General features: G+C 47.9%; 18 protein-coding genes. 2 read left to right on the top strand and 16 right to left on the bottom strand.

Annotated features, from left to right (window positions below):
- Positions 1–48 precede the first annotated feature (48 nt).
- The 16 genes from T456_RS19740 to T456_RS0110010 all read right to left on the bottom strand — a co-directional run bounded on the left by T456_RS19740 (position 49) and on the right by T456_RS0110010 (position 20,670).
- Entirely contained in the window at positions 49–1,308 is a 1,260-nt protein-coding gene (locus T456_RS19740) for an AAA family ATPase (protein WP_081749069.1), read from the bottom strand.
- Positions 1,309–1,319: 11 nt separating this feature from the next.
- A complete protein-coding gene (locus tag T456_RS19745) occupies positions 1,320–2,966 on the bottom strand; it encodes a DUF5722 domain-containing protein (protein WP_035801771.1) in 1,647 nt (548 codons plus the stop codon).
- 27 nt (positions 2,967–2,993) lie between these two features.
- On the bottom strand, positions 2,994–4,190 hold the full coding sequence (locus tag T456_RS0109945; protein WP_024866016.1) for an FprA family A-type flavoprotein: 1,197 nt from the start codon (positions 4,188–4,190) through the stop codon (positions 2,994–2,996).
- 24 nt (positions 4,191–4,214) lie between these two features.
- Positions 4,215–7,289 (bottom strand): ATP-binding protein, encoded by a 3,075-nt coding sequence (locus tag T456_RS21305; protein WP_024866017.1) that lies wholly within the window; start codon positions 7,287–7,289, stop codon positions 4,215–4,217.
- Positions 7,290–7,300: 11 nt separating this feature from the next.
- Entirely contained in the window at positions 7,301–8,653 is a 1,353-nt protein-coding gene (locus T456_RS0109955; RefSeq protein WP_024866018.1) for an ABC transporter substrate-binding protein, read from the bottom strand.
- A 25-nt stretch (positions 8,654–8,678) separates the two neighbouring features.
- Positions 8,679–9,185 carry a flavin reductase family protein gene (locus T456_RS0109960; protein WP_024866019.1) on the bottom strand — a complete coding sequence of 169 codons (507 nt, stop codon included), beginning with the start codon at positions 9,183–9,185 and terminating at the stop codon, positions 8,679–8,681.
- Between the two features lie 25 nt (positions 9,186–9,210).
- Entirely contained in the window at positions 9,211–9,714 is a 504-nt protein-coding gene (locus T456_RS0109965) for a GreA/GreB family elongation factor (protein WP_024866020.1), read from the bottom strand.
- An 88-nt stretch (positions 9,715–9,802) separates the two neighbouring features.
- Positions 9,803–10,666 carry a class II fructose-1,6-bisphosphate aldolase gene (gene fba / locus T456_RS0109970; RefSeq protein ID WP_024866021.1) on the bottom strand — a complete coding sequence of 288 codons (864 nt, stop codon included), beginning with the start codon at positions 10,664–10,666 and terminating at the stop codon, positions 9,803–9,805.
- A 66-nt stretch (positions 10,667–10,732) separates the two neighbouring features.
- Entirely contained in the window at positions 10,733–12,826 is a 2,094-nt protein-coding gene (locus T456_RS0109975) for a glycoside hydrolase family 13 protein (protein WP_024866022.1), read from the bottom strand.
- Between the two features lie 217 nt (positions 12,827–13,043).
- A complete protein-coding gene (gene ftsH, locus T456_RS0109980; RefSeq protein WP_024866023.1) occupies positions 13,044–14,903 on the bottom strand; it encodes an ATP-dependent zinc metalloprotease FtsH in 1,860 nt (619 codons plus the stop codon).
- A gap of 47 nt (positions 14,904–14,950) precedes the next feature.
- Entirely contained in the window at positions 14,951–15,475 is a 525-nt protein-coding gene (gene hpt / locus T456_RS0109985; protein ID WP_024866024.1) for a hypoxanthine phosphoribosyltransferase, read from the bottom strand.
- Positions 15,468–16,883: a tRNA lysidine(34) synthetase TilS gene (tilS, locus tag T456_RS0109990; RefSeq protein ID WP_035801867.1), complete on the bottom strand. Its 1,416-nt coding sequence runs from the start codon at positions 16,881–16,883 to the stop codon at positions 15,468–15,470. The genes hpt and tilS overlap by 8 nt, the downstream gene beginning before the upstream one ends.
- Positions 16,884–16,956: 73 nt before the next feature.
- Positions 16,957–17,268 carry an FtsB family cell division protein gene (locus T456_RS0109995; RefSeq protein ID WP_024866026.1) on the bottom strand — a complete coding sequence of 104 codons (312 nt, stop codon included), beginning with the start codon at positions 17,266–17,268 and terminating at the stop codon, positions 16,957–16,959.
- Positions 17,269–17,330: 62 nt separating this feature from the next.
- The gene (locus tag T456_RS0110000) at positions 17,331–17,570 is read right to left on the bottom strand and encodes an RNA-binding S4 domain-containing protein (RefSeq protein WP_024866027.1); all 240 of its coding nucleotides are present in this window, start codon (positions 17,568–17,570) and stop codon (positions 17,331–17,333) included.
- 3 nt (positions 17,571–17,573) lie between these two features.
- A complete protein-coding gene (locus T456_RS0110005) occupies positions 17,574–19,310 on the bottom strand; it encodes a PEGA domain-containing protein (protein ID WP_024866028.1) in 1,737 nt (578 codons plus the stop codon).
- A 7-nt stretch (positions 19,311–19,317) separates the two neighbouring features.
- The gene (locus T456_RS0110010; RefSeq protein ID WP_024866029.1) at positions 19,318–20,670 is read right to left on the bottom strand and encodes a CCA tRNA nucleotidyltransferase; all 1,353 of its coding nucleotides are present in this window, start codon (positions 20,668–20,670) and stop codon (positions 19,318–19,320) included.
- A 107-nt stretch (positions 20,671–20,777) separates the two neighbouring features.
- Here T456_RS0110010 and T456_RS0110015 point away from each other — a divergent pair, with 107 nt between their 5' ends.
- Together T456_RS0110015 and T456_RS0110020 are read left to right on the top strand one after the other, a co-directional pair.
- A complete protein-coding gene (locus T456_RS0110015) occupies positions 20,778–22,499 on the top strand; it encodes a GGDEF domain-containing protein (RefSeq protein ID WP_024866030.1) in 1,722 nt (573 codons plus the stop codon).
- Positions 22,492–24,174, top strand: coding sequence for a GGDEF domain-containing protein (locus T456_RS0110020; RefSeq protein WP_024866031.1), 1,683 nt, complete (start codon positions 22,492–22,494; stop codon positions 24,172–24,174). Before T456_RS0110015 ends, T456_RS0110020 begins: the two co-directional genes overlap by 8 nt.
- Positions 24,175–24,217: the final 43 nt, after the last annotated feature.

The raw sequence follows: 24,217 nt of genomic DNA on the forward strand, positions 1-24,217 counted from the left end.
AATGCAAAGCATCTGCTTGCCCCTGACTTCAGGCTTTTTATTAATATATTATTCTTCTGTTTCAGCTGTGGTTTCTGCTGTGGTTTCGCTGCTCCCGGAGGTATCGGAAGTTTCGCTCTCTTCCTTTGCCTCTTCACCGCAGGCCTCTTCCATTCCGGCTTCAGGAACCTTTACTTCCTCAACGTCCTCCTTGAGGTCCTCCATGAGAATGGTCATCATATCCTCATTGGTAGGATTCTCAATGCCTGCTATTCTGCGAGCCTGGTTTGTGATGATCTCCTCAAAGAGGTTTCTCACCTCTCTGGCGTTGGCGAAGTTGTCGATATTCTCTATCTTCCTGGCGGTTATAAGCGCTCTTATCTGGCGCATCACATCTTCTGCCACAATATAATCGTACTTCTTACAGTTCATCTCAAAGATCTGCTGCAGCTCGTCGATATTGTAGTCCGGGAACTCAATATATTTGTTGAATCTGGACTTCAGTCCCGGGTTGCTCTCGATGAACTTCCTCATGGGCTCTGTGTAGCCTGCCACGATAACAACAAAGTCGTCTCTGTTATCCTCCATGGCCTTGAGGATTGTATCGATGGCCTCCTGTCCGAAGGCATCATCCTTCTGGGCAAGAGCGTAAGCCTCATCGATAAAGAGAACGCCGCCCTTTGCCTTGGCGATCTGCTCCTGGGTCTTGAGGGCTGTCTGTCCGACATAGCCGGCTACCAGGCCGGATCTGTCAACTTCTATGAGCTGTCCCTTGGAGAGCACGCCGATCTGCTTGTAGATCTGGGCAATTATCCTTGCTACGGTAGTCTTTCCGGTTCCGGGGTTTCCTGTAAATACCAGGTGAAGAGATACGGGAACTGACTTAAGTCCCTGTTCCTTCCTGGCTTTCTGAACCTTTACGAAAGCCGTCAGCTCTTTTACATCCGCTTTGATAGTGGTAAGGCCGATGAGCTTATCCAGGGCTTCCATGGGATCCTCTTCAGGCTCCTTGGGCTTCTCTTCCTCCTTGGGCTTAAGGTTTGCGTCCGCAGCGAAAAGAGCCTGTGCCTCCTTAAGAGCTTCATTGGCATCCTTCACAGGATCCTTGTCAAGGGCTCCTGCGCCGGGGCCCATTGGACCTGCTCCGGTCTGTCCGGCCGGTGCGGGGCTGCCGTTTATCCCTGTACTGCCGGCTGGACTGCTGCCTGCAGAGCCTGTGTTTCCTGTACTGCCTGTCCCTGTAAAGAAATCTCCATACAGGCTCCCCAACAGGTCTTTTTGCATATTTGTTATCTTCTGGAGTGTCTCCAGTTCTTTATCTCTTTTCATACCATTTCCCATCAATCGTTCAGGAACCATCCCTTTCTGGAGAGGAAGGTCCTGGTTGTTACAAGTGCATCCACATTCTGGCCGATTATCTCGGAGGCCTTGGCCTTATAGGGCGCCGCATTGGCTGTTCCCAGATTCTTGTAGAAATCATATGACATCTTCTTGCTGCCGTCCAGGTTCTTAAGGCCCTGAGCTATGTTGCTCTCCATCTCATGAGCATCATCGGTCTCCCTAAAGAGGATGAAGCTTGTGATGTATGGATTGTTCTCTGCCATTGTGTATGCGTAGGTGATGGATGCAGCCTGGGCATCCTCGCCAAAGCTTGAAGTGTAGCCGATCTCTGAAAGTGAGATCTGTCTTACTGCGCCGGTGGGGCTAAGGAATGAAGCCTGGCACATGTAATCCGTAAGAATGTAGATATTCTCCATGGTGATATAAGGAGTCTTCAGTGTGGTGTTTACATACTGGGACTGCTGCTTCCATGCATAAGGATCAAACAAAGGCGCATTGTAAGGGTGAACGGAAAGTGACCAGTCAATGTTGCCTTCTCTTACAATGTAATAATTGAATCTGTCCAGATAGTCCTTGGAAAGGAAGCATCCGGGATTTGATTTCCTCTGCCACTCCTGGTCAAAAGAGGTATAGATGCGGGCATTTGCATTGACAGCCTTTATCTCATTGTAGAAGATACGGAAGGCCTTAACATACTCGCTGACATTGAGCTCAATGTTGGTTGAGTTCATGTAATACCACTCTGTCCTTGCGTTAACTTCGTTTCCGACAACCCAGTTATCAACAACGCCGTAGGCGCCTGAATATCTCTGGGCCAGGAAAGCAGCGATAGCCTTAAGATGCTGTGTGCCGCCATCCTCCTTGGTATTCATTGCATATCCGGGGCAGACATGAGCATCCCTTGAAAGAGGATGGATAAGATCCGCGCCGGCTTCTGTCTTGTTGTTGAGGATAGTCATTGTAAGCTGGAAATTATTGGCTGTGCACCAGCGAACAAAACCGTCGTACTGCGAAAGAGCGGCACCGTTAAACTGATAGTCCACTCCGTTGTAGTTAAAAGCTATGGTCTGGGCAGGATCGGGAGCCGGTCCCACAATATCGCCCATGTAAAGGTTATATACAATCTGAGCAATACCAAGATCCTTGAAGGTTGCCACGTCTGTAGTGTTGGGCAGGATTCCCTTCATGCCGTGGTCATTTCTGGGCTTTGTCAGAGAAGCAATGGCCTCGGGATTTGTGATATAGTGCTCATCGCTGACCTGGATCATGGATCCGCCGCTCTTAACAGCAACCAGGAACTTCTTGCTAAGGTTCGATCCGGCGCCGTAATATCCCAGCGGGAAGGTAAAGGTCGCATTTGCTCCCACCGGAGCTGTGGCTACAACAGTTCCAACGCACCCGTCCTGATATACCTCGTCGGAATACAGATAGTACTGTCCGTCGGAGGATCCGGGAACGGATGATGCAGATACGTTAACCACCACATTTTCCCCTGATATAACGCAGGAATTGATGCTTACAGGTCTTCCTGCAGCCTCTGCAACTTCTCCCCTGTGCCCGGTAAACTCTCCCGCGCCAAAAGATGCAACGACTACGGTAGCAGCTGCCATGAATCCTGCAATGACTCTTTTCATAACACTCTTCATTTCTAAACTACCTCCACATTATTTCACTTACGCCTTAACGATGGCATCGGTGAAATTGTTAAGTGCAGCTTCATCTGAAGCATGGAGCGCACTCTTTATTGTCAAAGTCTCTTCCAGAATGGTTACATTCTTGAGCTGTGACAGCTTATCAGTCATGAGCTTTACCGTTACCGGAGCCCATGTTCCGTTCTGACCAAGGGCAAATACCCTGTTCTGTACCCCAAGGGCCGCCATATCGGAAAGGAAATTCTCCATGGGAGTATAGATGCCGTTGTTGTAGGTGGGGCATATCAGAACGATCTTGCGGCAGCGCCACACTTCCCCTATCAGATAGGACACATCGGTGCCGGAAACATCGTAAACACGCACATTTCCACCCGTTTTATCCCTCAGAGATGCTGCCACTGCCTCAGCAGCGCTGGCCGTGTGGCCGTAAAGGCTACCGTATACTACTATAGCATCATCTGATTCAAATTCATAGGTACTCCACTTATTATATTTATCCACAAACCACGCTATATCCTTCCTCCAGACCGGGCCGTGAAGGGGCAGGATCATGCCGATATCAAGGCCTGCTGCCTTCTTAAGGACCGCCTGAACCTGAACTCCGTACTTACCGACGATATTGGCATAGTACCTTCTCGCGGAGGGGAGGAAATCCTTCTCAAAATCATACTCATCTGCAAAAAGTCCGCCATCCAGCGCACCAAATGTTCCAAAGGCATCCGCCGACAAAAGAGCCTTCGAGGTCTCATCATACGCAAATAAAACCTCTGGCCAATGAACCATGGGCGCAGCTACAAACTTAAAGGTGTGAGCGCCGGTGGAAAGGGTATCCCCTTCCTTGACTTCAAGCCTTTTATAATCCTTTGCCTCCGGAAAGAACTGCTCCATAAAGGTAAAGGTCTGCTTACTGCCAACAACCGTAACCTCAGGGAAAAGAGCCGTCACATTAGCGATCTGTGAGCAATGATCCGGTTCCATATGAAGTACAATGAGATAATCCAGCTTTTTTCCCGAAAGGGCTTCCCCCAGATTCTCCAGGTACTGATCCGCCACAGAAACATCCGCCGTATCAAACACCGCGGTTTTTTCGTCATCTACAAAATAGCTGTTGTATGATACGCCTTCAGGTATGGGAAAAATATTCTCAAACCTTGAAAGTCTTCTGTCGCTCCCTCCTATCCAGTAAATTCCGTCTGTAACTTTCCTTATTCCCTTCATTTATGAATCTCCCTTCAAAGTTTTTTATTTAAATTCAAGGATGGTCTTTTCCATCACTTTAATATCTATGGGTTTTGTGACATGGGCATTCATTCCCGCATCAAAGGCCTGCTGAACATCGTCCGCATAGGCGTTGGCAGTCATGGCTATGATAGGTATTCTCTGGGCCCACTCAGAGTCAAGGGCTCTTATGGCTGCTGCCGCCTCATAGCCGTTCATAACCGGCATCTGGATGTCCATAAGGATCATATCGTAGTCACCTTCATTTGCTGCCTTGAACATCTCAACCACTTCCTGGCCGTTGCAGCCTCTGGTTACAGTGGCTCCTTCCATGTTCATGAGCTCAATAAGGATATCCGCATTGATGTCATTGTCCTCGGCAGCCAGGAACTTAAGTCCCTCAAGAGGATTCTGGACAGTCTCTTCCTTCTTTTCCTCCCTGGAGGTAAGTTCATTAAGAAGCTGTTTTATGGTGTATTCCAAAACCGGTTTCTGCATGATTCCGCTTACACCGGTATCCTTCAGCTCCTCCTCCATCTTCTCCGCATTGGAAGCCGCTACAGTCACAATGCTGTTGTGGTTCTTATCCTTGCTCCTGATCTCCTTGACCAGCTGGGCTGTGGCCATATCATCTATGGATTCATCTATGATTATGAAATCATAGATCTTATCATTCAGTGACCAGGCATCGATGGCTGACAGTGCTTCTATTCCGCTGGTAACCGTAGTCCCCTCAAGCCCCGATTCGTCCATCTTTTTCTGGAAGAGTACATTCTCCTCAGCGCTCTTGTTTATGCCAAGGAAACTCCTTATTCCATGGGCTTTCCAGATATCAAGGTCCTCTTCCTTAACAACCTGGAGTCTTAGATTTACCGTAAATGTGGAGCCCTTGCCCTCTTCCGAATCCACTCTGATGGTTCCGCCCATGAGTTCTACAAGGCTCTTTGTTATCGCCATTCCAAGACCCGTGCCCTGAATGGTCTTTGTTGCGCCTTTTTCCTCTCTTGAGAAGGCATCAAAGATCTTGTCCTTGTACTCGGGCTTCATTCCGATACCATTGTCTTTAATGGTGAATCTCAGGTTATTAAATCCTTCCGAGGAAGTCTCGGACTCGTCTATGGAGAACTCGATCCTTCCGCCCTCAGGGGTATATTTAACCGCATTTCCGAGAATATTCATCAGAATCTCATTGATCCTCTGCTTATCTCCCATAAACAGATCGTGTACAAGAGTATCTGCCCTGATGATATATTCCTGATTCTTGGCCTTTGCCTGGAAGCTGATAACGGAATTGATCTCCTCCAGCAAAAGACCCATCGCCATCTCCTTGATGTCCAGAGTAGTCTTACCGCTCTCGATCTTGCTCATGTCAAGGACGTCATTAAGAAGAGCTAAAAGGTTATGAGACGCAAGCCCGATCTTATGGGTGTATTCCCTTACCTTTTCCGGCTCATCGGCGTGCTTGTCTATAAGCAGATTAAATCCCGTGATGGCATTCATGGGAGTCCTGAAGTCATGGGACATATTGGCCAAAAAGCTGGTCTTGGCTTTGTTGGCGGTCTCTGCCGCATTGAGAGCTTCCTGCAGGGTATGATTACGCCTTATTTCCTGAGTCCTGTCGTAGAAGGCAAGCGCCATTCTCTTTCCGCCGTCATCAATGGTGCAGACTACCGCGCCGCGGTAATACAGATGCTCATTGGTCTTGACGTTCTTAAGCCTTAGTTCATCAATAAACTGGGCATCTCCCGTCGCCATGGCGGTTTCTATGATCTCATCGAGCCTCCTGTCATTGCCGTCCCTTTGGGCGCTTGCAAGAATCCTTACATCCTGTTTCAGCTTACTGATGGGAATACCCAGCACAGCTTCCGCATTGGCAGTAATAAAGCTTGCTTCAAAGCTTCCCTCGTTGACCACCGCGAGGATATCATTGTTCTTTTCTACTACGAAGTCGAAAAGCCACTCTCTGTAGTGAATATCGTTATCCTTAAGCTGGAGCTGTTCCTTGTTCATCCTGTCGATCTCCAGCACCATGTCATTAAGGGTATCTGCCATCTCCTTCATGGATGTGGACAGCTCACCGATCTCGTCTGAGCTATTGTCCAGATCCTCAACCCCAAAGTAGCCGTTCTTGATCTCGTTTGCCATCTCATTGATACGGGCAATCCTCTTTGAGAGCTTTTCTGCATAGAAAGTTCCGATAACCAGGGCCAGCAGGAAAAGAACTCCCGCTATAACAAGGACAGATAGCAGGATCCTGAATACATCCGCCGTGATCTCAGATCTGTCAATGTAGTAGTACAGTAGCCATCCGTTAGCGATATGTCCGGATCTTGAAATAAAATAATCCCCGTGCTCCTCAAAGTCAGATCCCTCTCCGGACTTGATGCGCTCAAGGATCTCCTCCTCAATGCCGGTATCCTTTATGTGACGCTGGGTTACTATTTCTCCGTTCTCATTTACAATAATAAGACCGTTATTAAGATAGCTGGTCTGATTTGCAATGGAAAAGAAAGCCGAACTTTTCACCTTAAGAGTGATCATACCGATCCTCTTGGAGGATGTTCCCGCATCCAGAAGAGCCTTGATGGCATAGACGTCACCGGCTTCATCCACCATCCAGGTGATGCCGTACTCCTGCCCGGTAAACTCATACCAGGCCTTCTCCTTTTCGGTAACCGGTATCATGAGGAAATCACCCATATGAGGCACTTCCAAAAGATCGGAGTAGAAGGTAATGGACTCGATATTTGTATCGCTGCTTAAGTAATACCAGATAAGAGGCTCAATGTTATTATTAAGCTCCTCTGTCAGAGAATAGGGATCCACTTTCACCCTCTCTAAGGTTCTTCTGAGTGCATCCTCATAGGAAAAGAACTTTACAACGTCGTTCTCTCTTTTGACATTATTCTCGATACCGTAAGCGATAACCTCGGAATTCCCCATCATGGCGATCTTCGTCTGCTGAATAAGATTGCCCCTTGCCACAATATAGGAATAGCTTCCCAATATTATAATGGGAACTATGATAAGTATCGCAAATGTGGTTATCAGCCTGGCTTTTATGGAATCCAAATGTCTTATCTTTTCCAGAGCTTTCATTTATGCACCTCTCAGCTTTGTTCCAGAATCTCTGCCACAACAGTATCTACTATCCTCAACGCAGCTTTCACAGACTGCTCTCCCAAAAGAGACTTCTGCAGCTCGATCCCGAGTCTCCTTCTGGGCTCTCTGTTAAGGTCATCTCCCCACTGCATCCAAGGGGTAAAAGCCTGCCCGGATTCTATCATCTCCTCCAGTTCATCAAAATTCTCCCGGTTTATAAATGCAGTGTCCTTAAGATAGGTCTGGCTTCCCGGTCTATCCTCCCACAATGCCGTCTGTCCCGAGTAACTTCCAAGGGCACCCACCACCTCTTTTGCCTGATCAAGGTGCAGTGAGTTTTTGTTGACTGCAAATCCACAGTCACAGCCTCCTATAATGGCTCTTTTCTTGCCTCTGCTGCCAAAGAAGGGCATTGTTCCGACCTCGATATCAGGATTCATCCTGGTGATGGCATTATAGGTGTCGGGCCCCCCGCATATCATGGCGCATTCCTCTCCCGCAAACTCCTCTATGGCATTCTGCTTATCCATGGTATACATCTTTTTATCCAGTACATTATGGGAAATGAGTTTATTCCAATCGTCCAGATATTCTCCAAACTCATCGGTAAAGGTAGTCCTTCCGTATTGGAGCCTGCCTCCAAAGCCTGAGCCTCTGTCAGTGGTCAGATAGCTGGCGGCAATAACTCCAAGGAAAAGGTCGCTGACATCGTACATGTTCTTTAAACTGATACTTAAGGGTTTCATCCCCTTTACCAGTCTTATGTAGTCGCAGGTGGAAATAAAGGAGTCAAGATCTGTCGGAATATTAAGAGCATATTTTTCGAATATCTTTTTGTTATAGAAAATGCAGGTGTACTGCGAGGTGTTAGGAACGGCGTATACCCTGTTTCCGTAGCCAAACATCACCTTCGCTTCAGAGGAAAACTGCTCAGTTTCATCCGTAAGATCGGCAAAATAGCCTGTAATGGCATGTTTCCTGGTCATCTCCTGATCAACGTAGAGAATGTCCGGAGCACCCTTAAAGGAGAGCTGATCATCCATGATCGGCTCATAGTTGCTCTTTCCTATAAACACAAATTCAAAGTCATAATTTGGAAATTCGTTGGCCAGATAGGCCTTAAGATGCTGAAGATTGTATTCATCATACCAGGTTGCGATCCTGATGGTGATATGCTCATCCTCAGGGAGTATTACCTTAGGCGCAGCCTCAAAAGAGGGAGTTTCAGGCTCCTCACCCTCTTCCTGCGCAGCAAAACAGCGGCTCGTACCCTCATGGGCCGGGCCGCAGAAAGTGCTTGTCAGAACAGCTGCAATAGTAAAGAAACTTACAAAGATATTCTTAAGTTTTCTGCCTCTCATATGTTCCTCATAAGAAAAGACTTATTTATCTTACCAATACCTTCATTATTTCCCCAACATATATTACGTGCTTGTTATCGCCCTTATAGAATTCGTCGCGGATTGCTTCATCCACAAAGCCGTCAGTCCCTATCTCTTTTTTGTAAAGGACCCTGCAGATGAGAACGTTACTGGACTCCTCAATAAAAGGAACCCCTTCATGATAGCAGACGTTCAGCCTTGCACCCTTAAGCTTGTCCTCATCCTTGCCGGACACTGCCTCAAGGTACTTAATGGCACCCCGGTATTCATTGTTATCCAAAAAGCTCAGTGAATACTCTCCGGAAGCGTCAATAAGCTCTTTGGTGTAGCGGTTTTCCCTTACGCAGATAAAAGTAACCCGCTTTCCCCACATCTGTCCCACCCCGCCATTAGAAGCGGCTGTGGTGTTAACTCTGGTTCCGTCTCCTGCCGTTACCAGAAGCTTGCGCCCGTTAAATGCATAGGCACCACTCTCAATATCTTCGGGATCAACTGGTTGAAAAACTCGCATAAACACCTCCGTCAAAAATTATTTATCAGAAGTCTCTTATCTTATCTTCATCCGTAAGTCCGGTATTCTCTATTTTAGTTATCGTTACATCGTAACTGTATTCGTCGCTTACTTTAATAGTAACATGGTCTCCCACCCTGTGTCCAAGTAATTGTTTACCCAGGGGAGATTCGATGCTGATGAGGCCCTTAAGGGAATTCTGCCTCATTGTGGTGACGATCTTGTAGGTTTCAAAAGTGCCGTCTTCCTCAACTTTCACTGTTACGGACTTATTCATCCCCACTTCGTCTTCTTTTGTATTATCGTCAATAACCCGCGCAGTTTTTATCATTCTCTCCAAAAATCTTATTCTGCTCTCATTCTGATTCTTGGCTTTTTTGGCTGCATAATATTCAAAATTCTCGGAAAGATCGCCCTGGGCCCTTGCTTCCTTAACGTGTTCCAAAAGCTCTTTTCTAACGACAACTTTGCGGTGCTCTATCTCCGCCTCCATGTCCTCTATATCTTTCCTTGTCAGTTCATTGTTCATGGTAATCCCGCCTCATAAGTTTTTTATGTAAAAAGAAAGGGTAAAGCCATAAGCTCTACCCTTTCGGAAGTGTTCTCTATAGTCCGTATCAAGCCTTGCCAACGGATCCGAAGAGTTCCATCTTCTCCTTAACTGTAGCCTTGATAGCCTCAGCGCCGGGTGCAAGAAGCTTACGAGGATCAAATCCCTTGCCCTCAAGGTCCTTGCCTGCCTCAATGTACTTACGTGTAGCATCAGCAAATGAAAGCTGGCACTCAGTATTAACATTGATCTTGGAAACTCCAAGTGTGATAGCCTTCTTGATCATGTCTGCAGGGATTCCTGTGCCGCCATGAAGAACGAGAGGCATAACACCTGTCTTCTGCTGGATTGCATCCAGAACGTCGAATCTAAGTCCGGGCCATCCCTCAGGATATTTGCCGTGGATGTTACCGATACCTGCTGCAAGCATATCTACGCCAAGATCAGCGATTCTCTTGCACTCATCGGGATCAGCACACTCGCCCATACCAACAACGCCGTCTTCCTCGCCGCCGATGGAACCAACCTCAGCCTCGATAGAAATACCAAGCTGATGAGAAACATTTACAAGCTCTGATGTCTTGGCAACGTTCTCTTCGATGTCGTAGTGTGAGCCGTCGAACATGATTGATGTGAATCCGGCCTTGATGCACTTGTAGCATCCGTCGTATGTACCGTGATCAAGGTGAAGAGCTACGGGAACTGTGATTCCAAGGCTCTCATCCATAGCCTTAACCATGGCTGCAACTGTGCCGAAGCCTGTCATGTACTTGCCTGCGCCCTCAGAAACACCGAGGATAACAGGAGACTTAAGCTCTTCAGCTGTTAAAAGAATTGACTTTGTCCACTCAAGGTTGTTGATGTTGAACTGGCCAACTGCATAGTGGCCTTCTTTTGCTTTTACAAGCATGTCTTTTGCAGATACTAACATTTGATTTCTCCCCTTTACATATGTGGTATTTGATGACTACACAACATTATATACTTCTAAATATCATCAGTCAAAGTTGAATTCGTTGTCTGACCAGAATTCTTCATCTGTTACAGGGCCGAAACTGTCATACCGAAGGACAGTTCCCGAGAACCTTGACATGGTCAGGGATAAAACTCCGTTTTTGACTGACTTTGAAGCGGCATCAGTACTGAATCCCGTTGAATCGGTAACTATAAGACGGCTAAGCTTTGCTTCCTTGGGAATACCCATCTGCCATACCTGAATATCTCTTGTAACCTCATAGGAGTTGAGATTGATGGCAATAATGGATGCCGCCGTTCTGTTAAACCTTCCGAAGACAAGGATATTGTTCTCGGCATAGAGCTCTGTCACAGAACCTGTGAGGAATTCCGGGAATTCCTTATGCAGTCTTATCATTTCCTTGTGGAAACGGAGCATTTCCATGTCCTCTTTGCCCCAGGGGTAGGTCCTTCTGTTGTCGGGATCGGTGAAACCGCATACCCCCACTTCATCACCGTAGTAGATGGTGGGTGCTCCGGGCCAGGTAAACTGCATCATTACAGCCTGGCGCATAATATATTTCCTGTTACCTGTGTCTGCAGAGGACGGCATCAGAGTATCGCTTCGTCCCACCTTCTGACTGGTACGGGTCAGGAACCTGGAATGATCGTGATTTGAGAGTTCATTCATGGCAGTGTAGTAGGAGGAAACGGTAAAGTTCTCTCCTCCTGCATAGCGCATGGTCTCCAGGAATTCTCTGGCATTTCCAACCCTTATGGGCCTGAACTCATCGCTGTGCTTGTCCATTCCGGTGAGGAACCAGGTTATGGGCTCCATAAAGGCGTCATAGTTCATGACGGTATCCCACTCCTGTCCCATGAGCCACTCTTTTGATGATCCGTAGTGCTCCGCCAGGATAATGGCATTGGGGTTGGCGCTCTTTACTTCCTGCCTGAATCTCTTCCAGAAATGATGGTTGTATTCCCGCGAATGACCAAGGTCCGCAGCCACATCAAGTCTCCAGCCGTCGGCATTGTAGGGCGGTGAAACCCACTTTTTACCGACACCGAGAATGTACTCCTCCAGCTCTTTTGACCCTTCATAGTTGAGCTTGGGCAGTGTATCATAGCCCCACCAGCCGTCGTAGGAAGGATTATAGGGCCATCCCTCACGATTGAAGGAGAAGTAGTTTCTGTAGGGGCTGTCTCCTGTTACATAAGCACCCTTTTCATAGCCCTTGGCCTCTTCGTAGATCCGCTCTCTGTCCAGCCATTTGTTAAAGGAGCCGCAGTGATTGAATACACCGTCCAGGATCACCTTTATATCCCGCTTATGAGCTTCCTCAACCAGTTTTGCAAAAAGCATATCGCTGGCTTCAAGGTTCTTCCTGCTGGTGACGCGGGTTATATATTTGGTGGCCTTCCTGTTGTCGTGCTCAAACTGGGGAAGGACATCGCCGCCATCCTCGACAATCTTTCCGAAGTGAGGATCGATATGGTCGTAGTCCTGAATATCGTATTTATGTGATGATGGAGAAACAAAGATGGGGTTCAGATAAATGGCATCTATCCCCAGATCCTTGAGATAATCCAGTTTATTAATGACGCCCTGAAGGTCCCCGCCGTAAAACTCAGCGTAGTCCTGCTTGGGATCGGGATACTGCTCCCAGCGATCCACCTTCTTGCAGAAAGTTCCGCTGTAGAAGTACTCTCCGCTTAATACGTCATTGGACTCATCACCGTTACAGAACCTGTCAACAAAGATCTGGTACATTACAGCTCCCTGAGCCCAGGAAGGTGATGAAAATCCGGGGATAACACAGAATTTCATGCTGTCCATGATCTCCTGCACCGGTCCCCTTCTGTCATATCTGCAAAAACTTCCGTCCTTGCCGGTTATCTCAAAGTAGTAGCAGAAAGGATCTCTGCCAACATTGACTGAGACGTCATAATAATCAAAGCCACCGTCTGACTCCGACAGCTTCATCTTTTTGCGATCATTGCCCCATACCAATTCCAGCCCGGCCACTTCATCAGCAGCACATCTGAACCTGAAATCCGTGATTCTGTCAATATCAGGCTCCGCCGGTCTTATGTAATCAAGGGTCATATCATGATAGAACGCAGCTTGATTCATTTCCCGTTTCCTTCTAAATATCTTATTAATGCATAAAAGACAGCCTCGCAGCTGTCTTTTAAGAGAAGGTATTTCTTTCTTATGGGGTATAGCAAAAAACTATATAATGTATTGGGGGGTTACGCCTATTATACTAGCACCCCGTTTTACCCGCGTAAAGACTCACACTTCACAAATTTATCAAAAACAGCTATCCGAATTTGTGCAATTTGCACAATCAAATATCCACAGCAACATCCGTGGTAATCTCGTGTCCTTCAAAGAGTGCCTCAAATTCCTCCCTGCCGATTTTCTCCTTCTCGATCAAAAGAGCTGAGCAGCTGTGAAGGATATCCTCATATTGGAGGATGATCTCCTTGGCCTTCGTGTAGCATTTCTCAATAATGGTTCTGACTTCCTTGTCAATCTCTCCCGCCATAAGCTCTGAGTGCTTCTTGGAATGAGATATATCATATCCGATAAATACATCTTCCTCGTTGTCATCGTAGTTTACAACACCGATGCTGTCGGACATTCCGTACTTGGTTACCATGCTCCTGGCTTCCTGAGTGGCCTTTCTGATATCGCTGGAGGCACCGGTGGTGATGTCACCGAATACGATCTCCTCTGCGATCCTGCCGCCGAGAGATACCATGATGTCCTGAAGCATCTTGCTCTTTGTAAGGAACATGTCATCATTCTCGGGAAGAGGCATGGTGTAGCCTGCCGCTCCAAGGCCTGTAGGAATTATGGAAATGGTGTGCACAGGGCCCACCTCCGGAAGAACATGGAAAAGAATGGCATGGCCTGTCTCGTGGTAAGCCGTGATCTTTTTCTCCTTGTCGGAGATGATGCGGCTGTGTTTCTCGGTTCCGATACCCACCTGAACAAAGGCCTTGTTGATGTCATCCTGCTTGATAAAAGCTCTGTCTTCCATGGCCGCATTGATGGCCGATTCATTCAAAAGGTTCTCAAGATCTGCGCCGGTAAAGCCTGCGGTTGTCTGAGCAACCTGCTTCATGTCCACATCCTCCGCAAGGGGCTTATTCCTTGCATGTACCTTGAGGATGTCCTCTCTTCCTCCGATGTCGGGTCTTGAAACCGTGATCTTTCTGTCAAAACGTCCGGGTCTTAAGATGGCGGGATCAAGGATATCCACTCTGTTGGTGGCCGCCATAACGATAATGCCCTCATTTACTCCGAATCCGTCCATCTCAACCAGCATCTGGTTAAGGGTCTGCTCTCTCTCGTCGTGTCCGCCGCCCATACCGGTTCCACGCCTTCTGGCAACGGCATCTATCTCATCAATGAATACGATGCAGGGCGAATTCTTCTTGGCCTCGGCAAAGAGGTCTCTTACTCTTGATGCTCCCACACCTACAAACATTTCCACGAAGTCCGAACCTGAGATGGTAAAGAAAGGAACACCCGCCTCGCCGGCAACAGCCCTTGCAAGCAGTGTCTTACCTGTTCCCGGGGCTCCCTCAAGAAGAACGCCCTTGGGAATCCTTGCTCCGACCTTCGTGAATTTCTCGGGATCCTTCAAAAACTCGATGATCTCGGAAAGCTGCTCCTTCTCTTCCTTAAGGCCTGCCACATCATTCAGGGTGACTTTGTTGTCCTCCTTGGTGGACATCTTCGCTCTGCTCTTACCGAAGTTCATCATCTTGCTGTTGCCTGCATTATTGTTCTGCGCATTGGAGAACAGCGTCATCAGGAATACCATGACAATAATGATGGCAACAATCGGCACAATGCCGTTTATAAGAACGTTATCCGCAGGAACATCCTTGACCTCAGCCATCACATGGTTCTCATTGAGATAGCTCTCGATAGCGGCAACATCTGTGGAATTGAAGGTCACATCGTCGCTTCCGTCATTGAAGCTGACCTTAACGGCGCCGGTGGGCGTCTCGGCATTGGGCATGATCACCACATACCTTACTCTTCCCGCTGCCACATCCATCTCAAGAGATGTCCTGGTATAAGTTACATTATTTGTAGAGATCAGTCCTCTGCCGTATTCAAGAAGAACAACCGCAAACAGAAGGATGATCACAAAAACAAAGATTGAATTAAAATTCTTTGAACGATTCAACTTGTGTACCGTACCCCTTCAACAATACTTAATATATCCGCCCCGGATCAGCTGAACTCAACCACTCCGATATAAGGCAGATTGCGGTATCTCTGATCGTAGTCAAGGCCATAGCCCACAACAAACTCGTCAGGGATCTCAAATCCTGTATAGTCAACCTTTACATCCGTAACTCTGCGCTCAGGTTTGTCCAAAAGTGTGCAGAGCTTGATGCTTGCGGGACCTCTGTCTCCCAGCATCTTGATAAGATAGGAAAGTGTCCTTCCGGAATCAACTATATCCTCAACGATAAGGACGTGTCTGTCCTTTAATGGCTCATCCAGATCCTTCACGATCTTAACCACGCCACTGGATTTTGTTGAACTGCCGTAGCTTGATGCAGACATGAAGTCCATGGTAACAGGCACCGTGATGCGCTTTGCAAGCTCACACATAAAGAAAACGCCGCCCTTTAACACGCACACAAGGTGAACGGTCTCTCCGGCATAATCTCTGCTGATCGCTGCTCCCAGCTCCTCGATCCTCTTATTGACTTCCTCTTCAGATAATAATTTGCGAACTGATTCAGCCATTAAAATTTCCTCCGTCAATTATATTTACAGCCAGTATATTTCTGGTGGTCTTACTGACCTTATAGGCCCCGCTCATCCTGTAACCGGGAATCCAGATCACCTGATCCCCGTCGGCTAAGATATACAGCCTGTCCCTGTCATAGACAGGGATCCTGGCGTCCGTCATGAACTTGGTCAGAGGCTTATAATGAAGCTCTCCCTCCTGTTCTATTGCTATGACGTCGCCCGGGCGCCTCGTCCTAAAAACGGCTGACTGTATTCTATCATAATCGAACCATTTAGTATATGCGTCCGTGGGTATGTTTATTTGATTTTTATAAGGAAATACCTGTATCCCGGCTTTTCCCAACACCGGAATCTCTATTTCAGTTTCCTCAAATCCCGCCTCTATCGGGATTTCTTCGGGCAGCGTTTCAATATCTTTTCCCCGGGAAAAAATCTCTATCCTGTCGTACACTCTTCTGGCAATAATTCCGTAGGGAAGATCCGCCGATCCGCAGCCCCCTTCAGTCTCCGCCAGCGAAAGGACCGCGCTTATATGGGCAAAAGAGATATCTTTTACACTGCCGCTTAAGTTTTCAATGCACTTAAGTACCAGATTCTTTCTGATGATCTTTGGCTGGCCAAGAAACTCCCTCCTGTCAAACAAGAGCTTTTCCCCGTCGGCCTTGACAATCCTGTCATACACCTCATCCGCGACCTGCCTCACAAAGATATCCGCCTGTCTGAAATCCTCAGCTGCCCTGGCAAGGTGCTCTGCCGCGGCAGGATTCAGCTCTTTTTCCAAAAGAGGAAGGACCTTATTCCTTATGATGTTCCTGTGATGGATGTTCTCAAGATTTGTGCTGTCTGTGCAGTAGGACAGGCCTTTCTCCGAAAGATACTCCTCGATCTGTGCCCTGCTGACACAAAGAAGCGGCCTTATGATGTTGTCCCTGACGGGCCTTATGGCTGCACCGCCGTGAAGGGATGAGCCTCTCACCAGGTTAAACAGAAGAGTTTCCGCCACATCATTCTCGTGATGGGCAACTGCAATCCTGCCTTCGTCCCTCTCCTCAAGGGCCTTTTCAAAAGCGCTGTATCTTACTTTCCTTCCGGCCTCTTCCTCGGTAAGGTGCTCCGCCGCCGCAATGGCCGGAACGTCCTCTCTTACCAGCACGAAGTCGATACCCCGCTCTTTGCAGAAATCCCCGGCAAAATCCGCATCATTCATGGAGTCCTTCCTGATGCCGTGCTCCACATGTACGGCTGTGATGCTAATCTTAAGAAGGGCCCTGAGCTCCCACAAAACGGTCAAAAGAGCTGTGGAGTCGGCTCCGCCCGAGAAGCCCACTACGATCATGTCGCCGGGCTTTGTCATCTCGTTTTTCTTTATGAAGTTTAATACTTTATTTTCAAATCCGTTCATAGCCCTGTGATATGAAAAGCGCAGACCCATACAAGAGCGTATGAATGTCTGCGCTGCATTTCTAAGAAAACCATCAGTTACCCGTATTCTTGAAGATGATCTCTCCGGGGTAAACCAGTCCAAGTTTCTCTTTGGCCGTGTCTTCTATGTATTTACGCGTCTCCGTATACTTCTCAAATTCCGCGATCTCTTCGCTCCGCTGCGTTTCCTCCGCAATCTGAGCCTCGAGAGCGGCTTCCCTGGCGTGATACTCCTCGGCCTTCTGCATCAGCCCCACACTCTTGATGGATACAACGGTCACAAGAATGAGGACCACGATTGCGGCCCAGATGATACCTGCCCGGTTTTGAAAGCGACGCCTTTTATACCGTGCTCTGGTTGCCATAATTCTCCTCTCGGACATACTCCTAATCCTGTATTCATTGTAATACAGGCGTTTTGAGGCTGTCAAATGTAGCGGTATAACTCTCCAACATCCTCTTTGTGGACAGTCTCCTGAACATCCAGAACTTCTACCTTTACATCCTTGTTGCCGAAGGCGATGGTGATCTTATCCCCAACCTTGACCTCTGCGGAAGCCTTGGCAGGTCTGTCATTTATCATCACCCTTCCTGCGTCGCAGGCCTCGTTTGCAACGGTCCTGCGCTTTATAAGTCTTGTTACCTTTAAATACTTATCGAGTCTCATTATTTAATTCCCCGACGCCGTTGATGCTGCGTCGTCTTCCTCCTTACTGCTGCTCTCTCCCGGTTCGTCATCCTCAGAGGGTTCATCCCCTGATGGCTCCTCGGGAGGAGTTGTTACTTCGCTGATGGCAGATGATGAATCTCCTCCGTCGGAAGAGTCCTCCGACGAAGCATCGCTGCCTCCATCGGATGAAGAGCCTTCGCTGGATGCCTCAGAAGAGGAATCCTCGCTTGAGGCCTCAGTGGATGCATCACTTGGAGAGGAACTGTCCTTGCTGCCATCTGATGATTCATCGTCTTTTTGTATCTTCTTAAGCTCAGGGAAGCTGTAGTTAAGGTCAGTCGCCTCAGTATCTACGCTTATCCTGTAGCTCTTGGTCTCATATCCCTCTCTTTTCAGGATGACCTCATGGGTTCCCGAAACCTTCTGAAAACTGCAGGGAATCAGGCCTATATATTTACCGTCCATGTACAGCTCCGCATTGTAGGGCGCATCCGCATAGATCTTGTGTCCTTCAATGACTTTGTGCTGTTCGGGTTTTTCCTTGTCCTGGCTGTTGGCGCTGATGGTTGAGGCAGTGGATGATGCTTCGGCAGAGCTTTTTTTGCCCTGATCTATTGTTCCGGTGCTGGTACCTACACTCTTTTTATTGGAAGCCTCATCTGAGACATCTCCTACCGAAACCCCTGCTCCCGATGAAGATGAACTTGAAGCATCGGCGCTTTCGTCCTTCTCCAGTTCTATCTTTACAACAGACTTTGGTGTTCCAACCTTAAGATATCTGTCCTGGGTCACATAGCCGTCAGCCATGAGCTTTAAGGAGTGATATCCGTATCTGATGGACTGGGGAACGTCAGTAAGAACCTTCTGTCCGTCCACGAAAACCTCTGCATCGGAAGGTGTTATCTCAAAAGTAACCAGGCCTTCCTTGGGCTTTGTAATGGTGACATTACTGGTATCCACCACAGTCTCCTTGTTTCTGGAGATGCTGACGGGCTGCTGATAGTTGGCCCCGTTTCCAAGGATCTGCATGGTATAGTCTCCCTCCGGTGCGCTGAGCAGCATGTTGGGAGATATCTTGTAGATAACTTCATTATCAAGTTCAAACCATGCACCCACAAGGCTGTGGTCCTCTACCGTATCCGAGGAAAGGCTCACATAGCCGTGGCCTCCCGTTACAATGACGCTGTAGATATCTTTGCCGATGCCCCTTACCGTTACTCTGTCGGTAGAAAGAACATCCTCTGCCAGGGCGGGCTCTCCGTCCGCCATGACCAGCGTTCTGGCATCAAGTTTGTAGGACTCTCCGTGGATCTTGGAGGCTCCGTCGCTTCGGATAAAATCATGGTCTCTGGTGTCCTCGATAACCCAGGCTTCATCCGAGATATCAAGGGTGGTGATATGTTTGGTGCTCTTTAGGAAGGTTACATCCACAATCTGCCCGATCTCCAAAAGGGCCGGGGAAAGCACCACTCCTCTCTTGTCATACATCATGCTGGTGTTGTCATAGTTTAAGGTGTAGGTCTTTCCAGTGGCGTGATTCCTGAAGCGTATGAGCTTTGCCTCCAGGTCTATATCCCTGATGGCTGCTGTATCCGCGGAGTCGTATTTACCCACAAGGGATATGTTGACCTTCCCGCTGTCAGTGGCCATAGCCTGCTGCCCCGGAATTACAGCCAAAAGAAGCATCACCAGTATGACCGCCCATGCAGTTGTCTTTTTCAGGTTACTAATCTTCATTTTCCCCTCACTCGCCATGATCCTTCATGAACACGTCTCTTAGGCGCTCCGGCTCTAGCAAATATTCCCTGGTATTATGGGATGGTTCTTCAAGTACATCGGAAAGCATGGCTTTTAAAATCCTGCCCATTTCGGGTCCGGGCTTAATGCCTGCCTCCTTGAGATCTCCGCCGTTTACAGCCAGATCTTTGATGGTTATGCACTCTTTTCTCTCGAGGATGAGCCTGTACTGCTCTCTGATGTTATCAAGATCATCGAGCTTGTCATCTCTCATATAGTCGCTCTGGGCCATGGTATCCGCGTATCTGACTTCCATCCAATAGGGGAAGTCTTCCGCTCCGACCCGGTTCATCATTTTCCTTACATTCTTGTCCGTAACCGGGAACCTGTCGTCATGGTATCTGATAAGGTTGCAGACCCTGTCCATGGTATCCCTGTCGAACTTAAGCCTTCTGAATATGGCTCTTGCCGCATCCACTCCCAGCTCCGCGTGGTCATAGAAGTGGTGTACACCCTTCTCATCTTCTGACATTGCATCAGGTTTGGCTATATCATGCAAAAGCATGGTAAGTCTCAGTATCCTGTCGGGACGCACATGCTTCATGCTCTCTATTATATGATCCCCCACATTGTAGGCGTGATGCTTGTTGTTCTGGGGAGTCTCCATGCACTTGTCAAATTCAGGCAGCACCACGGCTGTTATGCCAAGCTCATAAGCCGTCTTTATCTTCTCGGGATGATCGGAGGTGATGATCTTCACCAGCTCCGTCTGCACTCTCTCCGCACTTATCTTCTCAAGGTTCGGCGCCAGCTCTCTTATAGCCTCTACCGTTTGCTCCTCTATCTCGTAGTCCAGCTGCGCAGCAAACCTTACAGCTCTCATGATGCGAAGGGCATCCTCTGTAAGTCTCTCCCTGGGAACACCCACACATCTTATTATCCGGTCCTTAAGATCCTGCTCTCCGCCGAATCTGTCTATCAGGCCCTCTTCATCATTGTAAGCCATGGCGTTGATGGTAAAGTCACGCCTTTTCATATCCTCGGTAAGGTCCCTGGTGAAGGTCACCTCGCTGGGATGTCTGCTGTCCTCATACTTGCCGTCAATTCTGTAGGTGGTGACTTCGTACCCCTCTTTGCCCATCATGACCGTCACGGTACCGTGCTGTATCCCCGTGTCAACAGTCCTTCGAAACAGCTTCTTAACATCCTCCGGCATGGCATTGGTGGTAATGTCCCAGTCCTTTGGCTGCCTTCCAAGAAGCGCATCCCTAACACAGCCACCCACAATATAGGCCTCAAACCCTGCCTCATGAATGACTTCCAAAATCTTTTTAGGATTATCCGGAATAATGATCTTCATATTTAAATAATATCGTAAACCCCGAAATTTGTGAATTGAAACGTAAATAATTCACTTTTAAGGTTATAAGTTATATACTAAATATGTGAAATAATGAGGATTATTGTATGAAATTATGGAACAACCATCGATTCAGCAGGATCTTGGCTTTGGCTCTGCTAGTGGCGGCTATATGGCTGTTAGCAGAATCTTCCACACAAGTCCTTTCTCCCGGAGCAGAAGTGATAAGCCTCACCTCGGGATGGAATATAAGCAAAAACGGCGAGCAGTTGCCTACGGACTCACTGCTTGACGCTAATATCGGTGTCATAAACCATCAGGACGTCATCGTTATCACCCGGACTATTGAGGATTATGGCATAGTCACTCCGTGCGTTTCTCTTTATACTTCCCATACCATCAACGATGCATACGTGGATAATGTCCAGGTCTATTCTTTCGGCCGGGACTATTTCTCCCGGAACAAAACCGTTCCCAAGAAGAACAACTATATTCCCCTTGGCAATGACAGCGTAGGAAAAGAGCTGAAACTCATCATTAGCGGAACCAGGGACGGCGCCACTTCCGGTCTTCCCAACATACTCGTCGGAGAAAGAGGAACACTTTTTTCCTATGAAGTAATACGTATGAGGTATGATTTCCTGATAGGTCTGTTCCTCATTGCCCTGGGCCTGATCCTGATGGTTCTTTCCCCCTATATGGCCATATATCACCACAATGATCTGCGACTTTTCTTCAGCGGACTGTGCTCACTGCTCCTTGGAATATATAACCTTTCCTACTACGGCCTTATTGAGCTGATGTGCGACAACTCCCTTATCAACACCATAAGTGAGTATTCTTCCCTTTACAACATCCCCACCGCGCTTCTGGGGTATCTTATCTGCGTTTATCCGGGGAAGCTCAAAAAGGTCTTCAAGATTCTTTTTGCCTTTAACATCATGGTATTCCTTACCGTCCTGATACTGTGCGTATTCTCCGTGAGCAGGATTTCCGACTTTACCGGACTTTTACACACCATGGCCATTTCGGAAGGTCTTTTGTCGATCTTTGTGATCTTCTACGATTACGTCAGAAAGATGCGCCGCACCGGGAAAAGAAGCATCAACTCCGATGTGGTTTTCCTGATAGGAATACTGCTGTTTACATTCCTGTCAGTGTGCGACATACTGCGATACAACTATGAAAAATACCTCGGCAAAAGAGGCGAAGGTTACGCCACCATCACAGGCTTTACCTTCGGTTCCCTTGCCCTTGTTGCGTCTCTTCTTATAAGTTACCTTCTGTATATCATCTACAACTCAAATGTAGATTCCATGCAGAGCCGCATTGCATCCCTGGCATTCACCGATCCCCTGACCGGCCTTGCCAACAGGGCCCGCTGCGAGCAGGTTCTTGAAGTGCTCACTGAAGACCACAACAATTACACCATAATAAGCCTTGACCTCAACAAGTTAAAAGCCGTCAACGACTCTCTTGGGCATCACGAGGGAGACCGCCTGATATCCGGATTTGCCACGATTCTGTCCGACTGTTTCTGGGATGCAAACCTGGTGGGCAGAATGGGCGGCGACGAATTCATTGTGGTTCTTACGGATGACAGGGCGCTTAACTGCACCAGAAGGATCCATGAGCTCTATTCGATGATAAACGACTGGAACCGCAAGGAGCAGAATTTCCAGTACAGCACATCCTACGGCTATGCTTACAGCTATGAAGTTCCCTCCGGTTCTTCCCATGAGGTCTATATGCTGGCAGACAGCCGTATGTACGAAATGAAGCGGGAGCACCAGTCCCGTGAAGCAAAGGGGGTGGCAGGCAATGCGTAAACTACTCTCTTTCCTGGCGCTGGCATCCCTGATAACCATCGCGGTCTTTGCCACCGCCTTCAGATTCTTTACCTTCTCTCCCGAATATCCGATAAAAGAGATGGCTAAGGGTTGGACTGTTACATATCACGGTCAGCAGTATCAGAATACGAACCTGGAATCCTTAAGTCATCAGCTTGGAACCACCTTCTCCAGAGGTGATATCGTAACCTTAAGCCAGTTCGAAACCCTGGATGATCTCCATGTGCCCTTCCCTTACCTGGTCTTCAAGACTCAGTTCTGTGCCTACGAGATCTATCTGGATGACGAGCTTATTGAAAGCGCTTATGAACAGGCCCTGCTGGGCGGACAGTTTGTCGGTATCGGTTACAGCTACATTCCTCTCCCTACAGATTATGCCGGGAAAAGAATCACCATCAAGCTGTTTGTAACGGAAAATGCCACCAGAGCTGATATCATAAGCCCCATGATCGGAAATTTTGACGACCTTTACAGGGTAATCCTTCACTCTGCAATTTACGCCCTCGTAATGGGTGCCTTCATGATCATATTCGGCGGACTTTTCCTTCTGATCTCCATCCTTTTCTATATAAGATCAGCAGGAGTGTTAAGCCAGCTATGCTGCTCCCTTCTTACGGTCGCCCTGGGTGTCTGGACACTTACGGCCTTTAATCTGGTGGACAACTTTGTTCCCCCCGATGTCTCCACCACTGTGGAATTCGCCGCCATGTTCCTGTTTGTCCCTCTGATATACACCATAATCTATTCACTGCACCCAAGGAACAACAACCGCATACTGATGATCCTTATTGTGACATCCTTTTCCTTTGATCTGGTGTTTATCCTGATGCATGCATTAAACGTGGTGCATATAAACCATTTCCAGTATCCTTACTATCTGCTTTCGATACTGGGGATAGGAACACTGGTGGTCTACGACTATATTGACCTTACCGTCAAAGCCAGAAGCTCCTCTCAAAAGGTCTTGATGCTGGGCATCAATGTTCTTGCCCTGTCATTCCTGGCCTATGCTCTTATTGCATCCACGAGAAAGGTGGCCGATTACAGACAGTTCGGCCTTCTTGCGGGGCTGATGCCCACTGGGTGCCTGGTCTTTGTTGTCACCCAGCTTCTCAATTACTTCATTTTTATGACTCACTCTTTTGCCCAGAAAAAAGAGTATGCGGCTCTCACCAGAATTGCCTACATCGACAATCTCACCGGTCTTCCCAACAGAGCTAACTGCGACGAGCGCCTTGCCGAGCTGGATTCCGGCAACTCCAATTTCTGTATTTTAAGTCTCGACCTCAACGGCCTTAAGGAAGTAAATGACAACTCGGGACACCCGGCAGGAGACAGACTGCTTAAATCCTTTGCCGGAGCGCTGTCTGAGGAATTTGCCGAAAAGGGCATGTGTGCAAGAATTGGCGGTGACGAATTCCTGGTTCTTATAGAAGCCATAAGTTCGGACGTTCTTGATAAGATGCTGGAGGAGCTGGTCGAAAGGCTAAAGAAGCTTGATGAACAGGATCCTGAGATCAATCACAGCGTATCCTACGGCTATGCCTTCCGCGCAGAGACCACAGAGCACGATACCCACTCGGTTCTCATGCTGGCGGATCAGAGAATGTATGAGTTCAAACGCAAGTTTTACGCGCATATGAGCAGCAGATAAACTTGACAATGGCTGAATAAAAAACTAAAATCCGTCTTATAGT

It is taken from the genome of Butyrivibrio sp. FCS014 (genome assembly GCF_000526935.1).
Lineage (GTDB): Bacteria > Bacillota > Clostridia > Lachnospirales > Lachnospiraceae > Butyrivibrio.